Annotated in this window: 13 protein-coding genes; 10 read left to right on the top strand and 3 right to left on the bottom strand. The window is 51.5% G+C overall.

All coding sequences use genetic code 11. The features are described from left to right. Positions 1–8: 8 nt before the first annotated feature. The 4 genes from ACTL32_RS14640 (at position 9) to ACTL32_RS14655 (ending at position 2381) form a co-directional block, all read left to right on the top strand. Positions 9–623, top strand: a complete 615-nt coding sequence (locus ACTL32_RS14640; protein WP_441342190.1) for an NAD(P)-dependent oxidoreductase — start codon at positions 9–11, stop codon at positions 621–623. A 24-nt stretch (positions 624–647) separates the two neighbouring features. Continuing rightward, complete coding sequence (locus ACTL32_RS14645) at positions 648–1370, top strand: alpha/beta hydrolase (RefSeq protein WP_441342191.1); 723 nt, start codon at positions 648–650, stop codon at positions 1368–1370. Positions 1371–1519: 149 nt separating this feature from the next. Further along, positions 1520–1939 carry a hypothetical protein gene (locus ACTL32_RS14650; RefSeq protein WP_441342192.1) on the top strand — a complete coding sequence of 140 codons (420 nt, stop codon included), beginning with the start codon at positions 1520–1522 and terminating at the stop codon, positions 1937–1939. Positions 1940–2147: 208 nt separating this feature from the next. After that, a complete protein-coding gene (locus ACTL32_RS14655) occupies positions 2148–2381 on the top strand; it encodes a hypothetical protein (protein ID WP_441342193.1) in 234 nt (77 codons plus the stop codon). Positions 2382–2432: 51 nt separating this feature from the next. On the opposite strand, the gene ACTL32_RS14660 is transcribed toward ACTL32_RS14655, so the two are convergent. Then, complete coding sequence (locus tag ACTL32_RS14660) at positions 2433–2687, bottom strand: hypothetical protein (RefSeq protein ID WP_441342194.1); 255 nt, start codon at positions 2685–2687, stop codon at positions 2433–2435. Continuing rightward, positions 2684–3841 (bottom strand): class I SAM-dependent methyltransferase, encoded by a 1158-nt coding sequence (locus ACTL32_RS14665; RefSeq protein WP_441342195.1) that lies wholly within the window; start codon positions 3839–3841, stop codon positions 2684–2686. The genes ACTL32_RS14660 and ACTL32_RS14665 overlap by 4 nt, the downstream gene beginning before the upstream one ends. A gap of 156 nt (positions 3842–3997) precedes the next feature. On the opposite strand from ACTL32_RS14665, the gene ACTL32_RS14670 reads away from it, so the two are divergent. The 5 genes from ACTL32_RS14670 (at position 3998) to cydC (ending at position 11189) form a co-directional block, all read left to right on the top strand. Beyond that, positions 3998–5641 carry an AMP-binding protein gene (locus tag ACTL32_RS14670; RefSeq protein ID WP_441342196.1) on the top strand — a complete coding sequence of 548 codons (1644 nt, stop codon included), beginning with the start codon at positions 3998–4000 and terminating at the stop codon, positions 5639–5641. 242 nt (positions 5642–5883) lie between these two features. Next, a complete protein-coding gene (gene wrbA, locus ACTL32_RS14675; protein WP_441342197.1) occupies positions 5884–6501 on the top strand; it encodes an NAD(P)H:quinone oxidoreductase in 618 nt (205 codons plus the stop codon). 77 nt (positions 6502–6578) lie between these two features. Further along, positions 6579–7310: a hypothetical protein gene (locus tag ACTL32_RS14680; protein WP_441342198.1), complete on the top strand. Its 732-nt coding sequence runs from the start codon at positions 6579–6581 to the stop codon at positions 7308–7310. A gap of 451 nt (positions 7311–7761) precedes the next feature. Then, positions 7762–9486 carry a thiol reductant ABC exporter subunit CydD gene (gene cydD / locus ACTL32_RS14685; protein ID WP_441342199.1) on the top strand — a complete coding sequence of 575 codons (1725 nt, stop codon included), beginning with the start codon at positions 7762–7764 and terminating at the stop codon, positions 9484–9486. Next, positions 9483–11189 carry a thiol reductant ABC exporter subunit CydC gene (cydC, locus tag ACTL32_RS14690; protein WP_441342200.1) on the top strand — a complete coding sequence of 569 codons (1707 nt, stop codon included), beginning with the start codon at positions 9483–9485 and terminating at the stop codon, positions 11187–11189. Before cydD ends, cydC begins: the two co-directional genes overlap by 4 nt. Before the next feature lie 551 nt (positions 11190–11740). On the opposite strand, the gene ACTL32_RS14695 is transcribed toward cydC, so the two are convergent. Further along, positions 11741–11971: a hypothetical protein gene (locus ACTL32_RS14695; protein WP_441342201.1), complete on the bottom strand. Its 231-nt coding sequence runs from the start codon at positions 11969–11971 to the stop codon at positions 11741–11743. 198 nt (positions 11972–12169) lie between these two features. Between ACTL32_RS14695 and ACTL32_RS14700 the strand changes: the two genes are divergently transcribed. Beyond that, complete coding sequence (locus tag ACTL32_RS14700; protein WP_441342202.1) at positions 12170–13192, top strand: fatty acid desaturase; 1023 nt, start codon at positions 12170–12172, stop codon at positions 13190–13192. Positions 13193–13198 lie beyond the last annotated feature (6 nt).

Here is a 13198-nt window from a genome sequence, read left to right on the forward strand (position 1 = left end):
GGAAGACCATGAAAATCGCGATGTTTGGCGCCACTGGCCGTGTAGGCCAGCAATGGATGAAGCATGCACTTGCCAGTGGGCATGAAGTGAAAGCATTGGTGCGGACGCAGAAACTGGAGACGCTTCCCGGCATTGAAATTCTTCTTGGCGATGTCCGCAATGCCGAAGACGTCGAGCGGACGGTTGAAGGGACAGAAGCGGTCTTTTGCGCCCTTGGCACGGACCGGACGACCACTTTGTCCCAAGCGGTGCCGCTGATCATCAGCGCGATGGAAAAGCGCGGCATCAGCCGGATCATCACCATTGGAACGGCCGGCATCCTCAACAGCCGCCTGACGCCAGGAGTGCTCCGCTACCAAGGCGGCGATTCCAACCGCAAGCTGACATTTGCAGCAGAAGAACATGAAAAAGCGTTCCGCCTTCTCGAAAACAGCGGGCTTGAATGGACAATTGTGTGCCCGACTTATTTGCCTGACGGGGAAGCGCGGGGCAATTACCGCACAGAAAAAGATTTCCTGCCGGAAGGCGGAAAGGAAATCACAGTGGGGGATACCGCGGAATTTGCATACCGTGAACTGGAGCATCCGGCGTTCCTTCGCTCTCGCGTGGGTTTGGCTTATTAAAAGCAGAGCGAGGAGCTGGCAATCATGGTGAAATGGGGCATCCGGCTGCTTTTGGCAGTCGCGGCTTTATTATTGGCGGCTGTTGCCGGCTTCTTCATCTACGCGCAATTCGATTACGGGCCGAGCGAAGAACTGCGGGAACGGGTGGATCTGGCTGCAATTGAACGGGACGGCTCCGGACTTGTTTTCCATCCGGAAAATGCCAATGGCAAAGGCGTCATCTTGTATCAGGGAGCGAAGGTGGAAGCGGCGGCTTACGCCTACCTCGCCGAAAAGCTGCAAGCGGCTGGCTATACGGTGTCCATACCGGACATGCCGCTGAAATTCCCGATTTTGGCGGCGGATCAGGCAGATGAGGTGATTGCCGCTTATCCGTCGATTGAAAAATGGTTTATCGGCGGCCATTCGCTCGGCGGCGTCGCTGCAGCCCAATACGCGGAAGAACATCAGGACGAGCTGGGCGGCCTTTATTTTCTGGCCGCTTATCCGGCAGGCGATTTTGCGTTGAGCGATTTGCCGATGCTGTCGGTGTCTGCGGAGAACGACGGATTGACAACTGCCCAAGACATCGAGGATCGGCGGATGCAGTTCTCGGCAAATAGCAAATTCGTTGAAATTGCTGGAGGCAATCACGCTCAATTCGGCATGTACGGCGAGCAGAAAAATGATTTGCCGGCCGAAATCGGCCCGTTCGAGCAGCAGGACCAAACGGCCGAGGCGCTGATCAATTGGATGGCCAATAAATAAGCGCCGGCTGTCTTGCCTGAAGTTCGTGGCGGGGAGCAGGCGGTCTGCTCCTTTTTCGGCGGGATTTTCAACCTCGCACCCTTCCCGATGCATAATGGCCATCGAAAAAGGGAATGAACCAGTAAACGATACTTACTGGAGGGGTTTCCATGAAAGAATTGCTGGATAAGGAACAAGTGTTGATGGCCTATTATGCACAGTATTACAAAGGTGCCACGTTCGATGAGGTGAAAGCGCTTGACGGGCGCCTTGCGGAAGGCATCGGCAAGGAACGCTACGAAAAAGCCATGAAAGAGCTGCAGGATGAAGGATTGATCATCGGCATTGAAGAAGCGGAAAAACGCAATGGTGAAGGCGTGCCGGCCCCGATGGCGACCAATGAAGGGATGCTTTATATCAACGATACCTTAAATCTCCAGTCCTATGCAGTAGAAGAGCACCAGCTCGACTACCTCGAAAATAATTTGGAGACAAGCGGGCTGCAATTGACGCTTGAACCGGTGAAAAGCTATATCCAGGAAGCGATCCAATCAGAAGCTGATGAAGAACCGAACGCCAACCGTCCGTAAACGGGGCGTGTTGATTGAAAATCCATAGTTCGACTCAGGACAGCGGCCATTCCGCCTGTCCTTTTTTTGCGGAAATTGACTGTGTGGATAGCCATTCATCAGTTGTCCGGCCATGCCCAAATGTTAAGAATCTGTGAAACTGGCACTTTTTTCTTCCCTTTTGCAGTGATTCTCGTATAATGCTGTGTATTGGGAGGGAATGCACAGAATGAGTAAATTGGATTTGAAAGAGATCAAAGAACAAAACAGCAAGTCTGCAAAAGCCATGGGGTTTTTATTTGCAGCGATCATTGCATCGCTGTCCTGGGGGTTCTACCAAGGGTCGCTTCCCGCGTTTCTTCTGGCAGGCGTATTTCTGGTGCTCGCAGCAGCTGAATCCCGAGAGTACAGAAAAAATTATCAACTCGAAATCGATGCATCTAACGACAACCGGATTTCCTGAAAACAGCAAAAGACCGTCAGCCTGCTACAGGCGACGGTCTTTTTTTTAGTGTCATAAGCCAAGTGCGAAAAATGCGATGAAAATAGCAGCGATCACGATGAAATTGGTGATGTTCGCGGTCCGCTTGGCGACAGGCGCTTCGAGTGCTGGAAACCGGTCCACCACTTTCATCAAGCCGTAAATCAGGCCGGCTGTCAGCAGGAGAGTGACGATCAAGTTCATGTCGTAGATCCGCACATCGATAAAGCGGATGAAGATAACGGAAAATGCCAGGATGATGCCGTTGACCAGATTTTTTCGTTTCATAGGAGCTCCTTCAATTCGTTTTCAAGAAACGGCTTCGCCGATAATAATCCTGTGAACGCCTGGTAGCGCTCCAACTGGCCGGGTGCCGGTTTTTTGCCGGTCTGATAGGCCCGGATCAGGATATTTTTCGGTGTATGTTCGATGTCGATGAATTCCATCAGCTGGGTTTCGTAGCCGACCAGCGACAGGAGCTCCGCACGGATGGAGTCTGTGGCAAGCGCACTGAACCGCTCCTTGATCAGGCCATGCTGCAGCATGACGCCAAGCTCCGGTGCGTGGATCTGGCTGTTCAGTTCGTGCTGGCAGCACGGCACGCTGAGGATGACTTTGGCGTTCCATTTCACCGCGCGGGCCAGGGCCATATCAGTTGCCACGTCGCAGGCATGCAGCGTGACGACCATATCAACTGCAGATTCTTCGTTGTAATCATTGATGTCGCCAACAAGGAATTCGAGTTGGCTGTACTGCAAGTCTTCAGCGATGCGCTGGCATTCCTCGATGACTTCTTTTTTCAGATCGAGGCCGGTGACGCGGAGGTCGAGCCCTTTTTCGATGCGCAGGTAATGGTAAAGCGCAAACGTCAGATAGGATTTGCCGGAACCGAAATCGAGGATCCGCACAGTCCGGTCTTTCGGCAGGTGGGCAAGCGCATCATCGATGAATTCGATAAAGCGGTTGATCTGGCGGAATTTATCGTATTTTTGCTTTTTCACTTTGCCGTCGGGCGTTTGGACGCCGAGTCGCACGAGAAACGGATACGGAATCCCGTCCTGCAGCAAATACTGCTTTTGGCGGTTATGGGCCAGTTCAGCGGTTTTGGCGGCAGTCCCTTCCGACTTCCAGGAAACCTTGAATTTTTTGGACAGCTGGACCTGGATCCGTTCCGTACTGAACTGGATCAGCCCCTGGCGAAATTCCCCGAACAGCTCCTCGAGCTTGCCGGCGGCTTCTGCAATCGGCAGGTTTTCGTGTTTCAGCACGTGTTCATGCTGATACTCGAACTGGACGAAATATTGGCCTTTGATCTCCACCGGCTTCAGTTTCACGCGTTTGACATCGTTCGACTTGGAACGGGGCTGGCTGATGGTGCCGGAAACCAGTTCCTTGCGCTCCAGCCGCTCCGCCAATTGTTCATTCATTGTTTGGAATTCCATTGCTCGTTCCTTTCATCATGCATAGTGGTTTTATTTTATCACGGGGCAAGGGGAAAGGGCGAACAGCCTGTTCGGCAAACAGAGGAGGTTCACAAGGTTTGGAATTTTGTGATAATATAGGAGGGTGATGAGAGCGTTTACATAAGGGGGATTCAAATGGCGATTGTACAAAAAACAGTTGGTCAAGTGGTGCGGGAGGCAGCCTCCCGGCATCCGCAGACAGAAGCCTATGTCTATCCGGAGCATGGCATCCGCAAGACCTACCAAGAGTTCGACGAAGAAACAGACCGGCTCGCCAAAGCCTTCATGGGCATCGGCCTCGAAAAGGGCGAACACATCGCCATCTGGTCAGACAATAAACGCCACTGGCTCTTGAGCCAGTTCGCGACAGGCAAAATGGGCGGCGTTCTGGTGACAGTCAACACCAGCTACCAGGCGAGCGAACTGGAGTACTTGCTGCGGCAATCCGATGCCACGACGCTGATTCTGGGAGAGGAATTCAAAGGTTCAAACTACATCGATATCCTGAACACCGTCTGCCCGGAATTGCAGGATGCCCCAAAAGGGGACGTCAAAAGTGAAAAACTGCCGCATTTCAAACGGGTGATCCTGATGGGGGAGAACAGCTATCCGGGAATTTATACATGGAGTGAATTTGAAGCGTTTGCGTCGGGTGTTTCAGATGCCGAATTGGAAGAGCGGTTTTCATCGATGGACCCGGACGATGTCATCAACATCCAATACACATCCGGGACGACCGGTTTTCCGAAAGGGGTCATGCTGACGCATGCCAATGTCGTCAATAACGGCAAACTTGTCGGCGATACCATGAACCTGACGGAAAAGGACCGGCTGTGCATCCCGGTGCCGTTTTTCCATTGCTTCGGCTGTGTGCTGGGGACGATGGCAGCGGTCACGCATGCGGCAACGATGGTCATCGCCGAACAGTTTGAACCGAAAAAAGTCCTGCAGATGGTGCAGGATGAAAAATGCACCGCACTCCACGGCGTGCCCACCATGTTCATCGCGGAATTGAACCATCCGGACTTTGCCTCTTTCAATACCGCGACACTGCGCACGGGCATCATGGCAGGCTCGCCTTGCCCGATTGAAGTGATGAAAAAAGTCATCAGCGACATGGGGGCATCTGAAATCACGATTGCATACGGCCAGACGGAATCGTCGCCGGTCATCACCCAGACGCGCGCGGACGACGACATCGAAAAACGGGTGTCGACCGTCGGCAAGCCCCATGCGGAAGTGGAAGTGAAGATCATCGATCCGGCGACGAATGAAAGGGTGCCGGCCGGCGTGCCGGGCGAGTTGTGCACACGCGGGTACCATATCATGAAGGGCTATTATAAGAATGAGGAAGCCACCCGCGGCGCCATCGACGCGGAAGGCTGGCTCCATACGGGCGACATCGCCGTTGAAGATGAAGACGGCTATATTGCGGTAACCGGCCGCATCAAGGATATGGTCATCCGGGGCGGGGAAAATATCTACCCGCGGGAAATCGAAGAGTTCCTCTATCAGCATCCATCGGTGCAGGATGTCCAGGTGGTCGGTGTTCCGGATCCGAAATACGGGGAAGAGCTGATGGCTTGGATCATTTTGAAAGAAGGGGAGAAATTGGACGCTGAAGGGCTGCGGACATACTGCAAAGGAAAAATCTCGCACCACAAAATTCCGCGCTATATCGAATTCACGAAAGAATACCCGATGACAGCTTCCGGGAAAATCCAGAAATTCAAGCTGCGGGAAATCGCGATCGAGCGCAGCAAAGAAGCGAATGTATGATAGTGCACTCCCGCAAAAGCCATTGCGGGAGGTTTTTTGTTTAAATATGCCGCTATTTGATTGATAAGGAGATGGATGACACACAACGCCGCCATTCGACATTTTAAAGATTTCGGACAATTTCCTGTTTAGGCTTCTGTTGGATAGGGGAAAGGATAGTGTATTGAAGTCTCGGATTCAGAACATTATTTCTCGATTTACAAGATACGATCGGAAATTCGAATCGAAAAGGAGAGAAAAAAATGGCAAATATCAAATTAGCAGTAATCTACTACAGTTCTACAGGCACGAATCATCAAATGGCAAAATGGGCTGAAGAAGCCGCCGCTGAAGCAGGCGCAGAAGTCAAACTGGCTAGAGTACAGGAAAACGCCCCACAACAAGCGATTGAGTCTAATCCTGCTTGGAAAGCACATTTTGATGCCACCCAGGATATTCCTGTAGCAGAACCGGACTTATTGGATTGGGCAGACGCCATCATATTTAGTGTCCCGACACGCTTTGGGCATGTAACATCCCAATTTCAGCAATTCTTGGATACAACGGGCGGCTTATGGGCACAGGGGAAACTTGCAAACAAAGTAGTAAGTGCGATGAGCTCTGCGCAAAATCCGCATGGCGGCCAGGAAGCGACGATTTTGGCGGTTTATACTTCAATGTTCCACTGGGGCGCAATTGTAGCGGCACCAGGCTATAACGACCCTGTCTTGTTTGCAGCTGGCGGAAACCCATACGGCACCAGCGTGACAGTCGACCAAGAAGGAAATATGGTTGAAGATGTCGAAGCGGCAGTGAAATTCCAAGCTAAACGGACAGTGGAAGTTGCAGGATGGGTTAAAAACGGTCAAAGCCAATTGTGAAAATCACACAAAAGTAGGACTTAAAGCAGGCGGTGAATGTCCGCCTGTCTTATTTTTTTTGAAAGGGGCTGAAACGTTTGTTGTGGCTCAGTTTTGCACTGGTGATCGGATTGGTGCTCCTCCATGTCTTTTCAAAAAGAATGACGTTCCTGAAAACCGTTCCGCGGAGCCGGCTCCTTTCAGCCGCAGGCGGCATTTCGGTGGCCTATGTTTTCCTGCACCTGCTGCCCGAACTTGGCGTATTCCAGGAAAACCTGAGAGGGGAAATCGAAGGTTCAGCCTGGAGCTTTCTGGAAAGCCATATCTACGTCGTGGCGATGATCGGCCTCGTTCTCTTCTACGGCTTGGAGCAGATGGTCAAATCTTCGAAACGTCGGCATAAAGAGAAACGGCCGGATGAACCAAAAGACGGCGTTTTCTGGGTCCACATCGGTTCGTTCACGCTCTACAATGCGCTGATCGGCTATTTGCTGGTGCGTGAAGAATACGAAAGCGAATGGGGCATGGTGCTTTTCTTTGTTGCGATGGGCGTCCACTTTATTACGAACGACAAAGGGCTGCGGGAAACCCATAAAGAAGATTACGATAAATACGGAAGATGGCTTTTGGCCGCTGCAATCTTGATCGGGTGGGGCATTGGCGTCATTGCCGAGGTCAGTGAACTGGCCATTTCCATCCTGACAGCGCTGTTGGCAGGCGGCGTCATCCTGAACGTTTTAAAGGAAGAATTGCCGGAAGAACGAGAAAGTAGTTTTGGTTCTTTTTGCATAGGTGTGGTCGGTTATTCCGTGATATTACTATTAATATAAATAAGTTTTTGCTTATTAGTGGAATTTTGCACGTTTTCTTGTTATGCTAGCAAAAATGCGGCGGTATAAAGGCGGGTTATGGAAATAAAATTTTTGGGGTGTAATTAGTGATCACAAAAGAAGAAAAAATGGTCTTCGAATATGAATTGAATAAGCTGAACCATGAGTATCGGACCTGTGCAAATGATTACGTGAAAACTCAAATCAAAGAAGACATCTCTTTTTTGTATACGGTTCTTAGCAGCTTGTCTGATCGAGAAACTGAAATGGAGATGTCTTGAGAAAAAGCCGGAGGGAAAATCCTCCGGCTTTTTCTTTTAGGGAAAATAGGGCGATTTGTGAACAACGCTGTAACAAACCCCGGATTTCTGCCGGAAAGCCGGACGGCTGCAACGGATTACGATCCCGGATGAATTATAATGGAACCATGAAAGTTAAAGGAGAGAATGGCATGGTGGAGTTGAAAAAGCTCGCATATCAACAAAAAAAGATTATGGCGTTCCTGGCGGTTGCTTCAGTCCTGAAAGGGCTGGCAATGGTCGGGCAGGCTTTGTTTTTTGTATGGGTCACCACTGACGTCTTTTTGGGAGGGGCTTCGTTCGGGAAGATTGTTCCGCTCTTATTCGGCTTGTTGGCGGCAATCTTGCTTCGGGTTGCCAGCGGATATGCCATCGGCCGGTCGGGCGTGGAGCTGGCGTCAAAAGTAAAGCGGGAGCTGCGGCAGAAACTCATCGGTTCCTTTGCTGGCGATCCGCTGCTGTCGTCATTCCAAGGGCAGTCCGGACAAAAGGTCAGCCTGCTTTTGGATGCCGTAGACGAAACGGATGGCTATTTCAATAAATACATTCCGCAGATGATCCAGACGTATACCATCCCGCTGATCCTGTTGGCCGTCATTTTCAGCCAGCACTGGGTAACTGGGTTAATTATTTTGATTACGGCCCCCTTTATTCCGGTCTTCATGGCACTGGTGGGCATTCGGACCAAAGAAAAAGCGGATGCACAAATGGAGCAGCTGGGCCGGTTTTCGGGCACATTCCTGGACGTTCTCCAGGGATTGCCGACGTTGAAGCTTCTTGGGCAGGCAGAGCGCCAAAAGGAAACGATTAAGAAAAGCAGCCTCGATTTCCGGGACGCCACGATGGATGTGTTGAAATCCGCGTTCCTGTCATCGTTGGCACTTGAATACATTTCCATGCTGAGCATGGGGATCATTGCGCTTGAAATCGGTCTCCGATTGGTCGTTTTTGACAGCTTGACCTTTTTCACCGCCTTTTTCGTCATGATTCTGGTTCCCGATTTTTTCAATATGCTAAAAGACTTCGGGAGTGCATTCCATACAGGGCGCAGCAGTGCGGCAGCGGCAGGCAAGCTGTCTGAGGAACTGGCGAAAGAGCGCCGGAATGTCCGGTTCGGTTCTGCGGAGCTGCCGGAAGGGCCGGTCCATCTGACATTGGACAACCTGGAATTCCAGTACGGGGAAGGGTTCGGGTTAGGCCCGGTATCCGTGGAGATCCCTCCTTTGAGCCAGATTGCCATCATCGGGAGGAGCGGTTCCGGCAAGTCCACGCTGCTCCATAGCGTTGCAGGGCTCCTGCCGGTAGCGGACGGGAGCATCCGGGTGAACGGGATGCCGCGCGAGAAAATCGCCGAACGCTCCTGGTTTGCCAATTTGAGTTATATTTCGCAGCACCCGTATTTGTTCGCGGGAAGCATCCGCGAGAACATCGCCATCGGAACCGGCCGCGCGGTGACGGATGAAGAAGTGGCCGCTGCGGCGGAACAGGCGGGCATCTCGGAATTGATCCGCTCGCTCGATAAAGGGTTTGACACGCCGATCGGCGAATCCGGAAGAGGCCTGTCAGGCGGGGAAAAACAGCGGATTGCATTGGCACGGGCATTTTTGAAGCAGCCGACCATTGTGCTATTTGACGAGCCGACAACCGGCCTTGATTTGAAGACAGAGCAGATTCTGCAGCGTTCGATCCAAGAGCTCGGCAAGCGGGCGACGATTTTGACGGTTGCCCACAGGCTGCATACCGTCAAACAGGCGGACCGGATTTTGGTGCTTGAAGACGGAAAAGTGGCAGCGTCCGGAACCCGCGAAGAACTCGCAGAGGCCGGACAGCCGTATAGCGGCCTGTTCGCTATGCAGACAGGAGGGGTGGCAAAGTGAGGCAATTGAAGCACGTATTATGGTTGACGCTCCGTGAAAAAAGAGATGTTTCGCTTGCTGTCTTCTTCGGCTTTATTGCAGGGCTTGCAGGTGTCGCGCTGTTGGCATCAAGCGGATATTTGATATCAAAAGCCGCCTTGACGTCACAGATCACCGTGTTAATCGTTTTGGGAGCGGGGTTGAAATTGTTCGGCTTGGCTTCGGCGCTCAGCCGCTATGCGGAACGCCTATTCTCGCACCGGGCGACATTCACAATGCTCAGCGATTTGCGCTCCTCGTTTTTTGAAAAGCTTGCGCCTCTCGCGCCGGGCATCTTTGTCCGCTTCCGCAGCGGCGACTTGCTGGCACGCATCGTCGGGGACGTAGAAAGCCTGCAGAACTTTCTGCTCCGGGTCCTGTATCCGCCGATTGTCCTCGGGCTTGTGTTCTTGAGCACCATCTTTTTCAGCATGTACTTCTCCGTATGGATTGCGCTCGCCATTGCAACAGGGATGCTGCTGACGATTTTTGCAGTGCCAGCCATTTTCGCCTGGAGGCAGCGCAAGTTCGGTTCACAAAAGCGGAAAAGCCGGGCAGCGCTCTCGACGGAAGCGACCGAATTCATCTACGGCTTCCGCGATCTGAAGATCCATCAGGAACTGGAGGCCAAAGAGCGGGAGCTGAAGGCGTTTGCTGAAGCATACGAAGAGCAGCAGCGGAAAGAGGGGCTGGAAGAGAATTTGAGCCAGTCTGCCAATGCGCTTGTTGCGCTTTTGGCTTCCCTTGCCGTGCTTGGCATCGGGGCTTATTTCACAGCGGCAGGCGAATTGGACGGTTTGTACCTGGCCATGCTTGTCATGATCTCGATCGGGGCATTTGAGAACGTCGCCCCGATGGCGGTTTTTTCGGCCCATTTTGAAGAAAACCGGAAAGCCGCCGTTCGCCTGGACGAAGTAGTGGCGGAAGCGCGGCCGGAAACCGGCAGTCTGGGATTGCTGCCGGGTGAAATCGGAATCGAAGTGGACGGGGCATCGTTCACCTATCCCAGCGAAGAGCGTGCAGCGCTCAAGGATCTACGGCTGGCGATAAAACCTGGCACGAAAAATGCAGTTGTCGGGCCAAGCGGTTCCGGAAAATCCACGCTCCTGCAGCTTTTGCTGAACGTGCTTCCGGCTGACGGAGGAACGGTCCGTTTCAACGGGCATGCGCTTGGGGAACTGGATCCGGAAAACTTGTGGGACCGGATGAATGTGGTGCTGCAGGAAAACCATTTCTTCTTCGGCACCGTCAAAAGCAATCTGCAGATTGCAAATGAAGCAGCAAGCGACCGGGAGCTCAAAGAAGCGCTGGACCGTGCCATGCTGGACGGATTGGCTCTCGAACAAGTGGTTCAGGAAAAAGGGCAGAACTTGTCCGGCGGCCAAAAGCAGCGGCTAGCGATTGCGCGGGCGCTCTTGAAAGGGCAATCGCTATGGCTGATGGATGAACCGCTGTCGTCGGTGGACGGCGCCACTGCCAAAACGATTTACGCGGCTCTTTTTGAAGAGCATAAGACCGATACATTCGTCGTGATCAGCCATGACTTGTCAGGGCTTGAAGGGATGGACCAGATCATTGTCATGGAAGATGGCAGAATCGTGGAGAGCGGCACATACAAGGAATTGATGGACCGAAAAGGCTACTTCTACGAAATGAAAGAAATTGAAAAAAGCGTTTTCGCATGAAAATCTCCGCTTAAACAGCGGAGGCTTCAGCTGGTAGACAAAAGAATATTTATTCCTTTTCAAGAACGAAGAGTCATTTAGGTGAAGCTATTCCGGATACTCCACTTCAGGCGGACGCTTTCCGCGGGCTCGCGCCGAACTAACTCGGACTGGCGTCCGAGTTAGTTCGGCACTTCGCTTTCCCGCAGGAGACGCCGCCTTCCGTTGCGGATCCTGAAGCCAGCTGCTTGGACCCAGCTACACAAAGTAAGATAAGTGTCTTATCCTTTTTTAGTTGCAGGTTACGCTCCCGACAGGGCTGGACACGAGACTCCTGTGGGAGCAGCGAAGCGACTCGAGCTGAAGGCACCGCAGGAAAGACTTGGCCTGCCAAGTCTTTGCGACGAAGCTAGCGCAGCGATGCAGGAGCATGGTTTTCCAGTGACGAGGAGACTGAAGCCGAGCCCACGGAAAGCGAAGTGGCCAGCCCTGTCGGGCTTGTACTTCTCTATTCATCATAATTAACCTTTGTCTACAGTCTGAAGCCTCCGCTTAAACAGCGGAGGCTTTTTTCATTTCGTAAGGAGGCTCTGGCGTTCTTTGGCATCATTCAATCGCATCTGCTCCAGCTCGACCCGCATCTTCTGTGTTTCGATGATGTAATTTTCATGCTTAAGTTTCTCGAGCTCCACTTGCGACTCGATCAGTCTCTGTTTAGCGGCAGTATGTTTGCGCAAGTGGGTAGTGATGATAGCTGTTAAAGGAATTGAGAAAATCATAACAATGGCAATTATTCCTTCCACACCGTCCACACCTTTCTGATTTTTCTGATTACTTAAGTGTAACGCAGTAAAGGGTTTTAAGAAAGCGGAAATTCTAAGAAAGATATGACAAGTGTCATGTCTAAACCAAACGTTTATGTCTTTTTTGCAGGAGCCCGATTCTTTATGATAAGGATAATAAGTTATCCGGGACGATGAGCCCGTATAAGGAGGAAGAACATGACTAGAGAGAAAACAGCCCAATTGCGGAAATTCGTAGCACCTTTTGAAAAGGCCGATGTGAAAGCGAGCGTCCAGCAGTTATTGAACACGATTCCACCATTCATCCTTTTTTGGTTCCTGGCTTACCAAGCACTTGATGTATCCATCTGGTTGACCATCGCTTTATCAGCGGTAGCAGGAGGGTTTGTCATCCGTACATTCATCATTTTCCATGATTGCACCCACGGATCGTTCTTCAAAAACAAAAAAGCGAATGCTGTTGTCGGAACCATTACAGGCATCATGACTTTGTTCGCTTACGAAAAGTGGAAACGCGAGCATTCAATCCACCACGCTTCAAGCGGCAACTTGGACAAGCGCGGTGTGGGCGATATCTGGGTCATGACAATTGAAGAGTATATTGAGGCTTCGAAATGGGAACGCTTCAAGTACCGCATGTACCGCAACCCGCTGGTCATGTTCGGTTTCGGGCCATTATTCTTAGTTCTGATCTCTAGCCGTTTCAACCGCAAAGATGCACGCAAGAAAGAACGCAACAACACGTATTTGATCAACATTTCTCTAGTAGTCATCTACTCATTGCTTATCTGGGCAATCGGCTGGCAGGCATTCTTGATCGTTCAAGGGTCGACAATGTTTATCGCAGGAGCTCTTGGCATCTGGTTGTTCTATGTGCAGCACACATTCGAAGATTCGTATTTTGAAGACGAAAGCGAATGGGATTACGTGAAAGCGGCTGTGGAAGGAAGTTCATATTACAAGCTTCCAAAAGTCCTGCAATGGGTTACCGGAAACATCGGTTTCCACCATGTGCATCACTTGAGCCCGCGTGTTCCGAACTACAATTTGGAAAAAGCGCATGAATCGACTCCGCCGCTTCAGCAAGCGACGACAATCACGCTTAAATCAAGCTTGAAATCACTGCGTTACAAACTATATGATGCAAAAAACAAAACCTTCGTCACATTCGGGGACATCAAGCATTTGATGAACCAGGACAAAGACAAGTTGGCTGCATAAGCGTTG

Source organism: Planococcus sp. FY231025 (assembly GCF_052078085.1).
Lineage (GTDB): Bacteria > Bacillota > Bacilli > Bacillales_A > Planococcaceae > Planococcus.

What these genes read in the sequence shown, in the direction of transcription:
- ACTL32_RS14700 (WP_441342202.1), top strand. Translation starts at nt 12,170, where the DNA reads ATGACTAGAGAGAAAACAGCCCAATTGCGGAAATTCGTAGCACCTTTT.
- wrbA (WP_441342197.1), top strand. Translation starts at nt 5,884, where the DNA reads ATGGCAAATATCAAATTAGCAGTAATCTACTACAGTTCTACAGGCACG.
- ACTL32_RS14650 (WP_441342192.1), top strand. Translation starts at nt 1,520, where the DNA reads ATGAAAGAATTGCTGGATAAGGAACAAGTGTTGATGGCCTATTATGCA.
- cydD (WP_441342199.1), top strand. Translation starts at nt 7,762, where the DNA reads ATGGTGGAGTTGAAAAAGCTCGCATATCAACAAAAAAAGATTATGGCG.
- ACTL32_RS14640 (WP_441342190.1), top strand. Translation starts at nt 9, where the DNA reads ATGAAAATCGCGATGTTTGGCGCCACTGGCCGTGTAGGCCAGCAATGG.
- ACTL32_RS14645 (WP_441342191.1), top strand. Translation starts at nt 648, where the DNA reads ATGGTGAAATGGGGCATCCGGCTGCTTTTGGCAGTCGCGGCTTTATTA.
- ACTL32_RS14655 (WP_441342193.1), top strand. Translation starts at nt 2,148, where the DNA reads ATGAGTAAATTGGATTTGAAAGAGATCAAAGAACAAAACAGCAAGTCT.
- ACTL32_RS14670 (WP_441342196.1), top strand. Translation starts at nt 3,998, where the DNA reads ATGGCGATTGTACAAAAAACAGTTGGTCAAGTGGTGCGGGAGGCAGCC.
- ACTL32_RS14665 (WP_441342195.1), bottom strand. Translation starts at nt 3,841, where the DNA reads ATGGAATTCCAAACAATGAATGAACAATTGGCGGAGCGGCTGGAGCGC.
- ACTL32_RS14660 (WP_441342194.1), bottom strand. Translation starts at nt 2,687, where the DNA reads ATGAAACGAAAAAATCTGGTCAACGGCATCATCCTGGCATTTTCCGTT.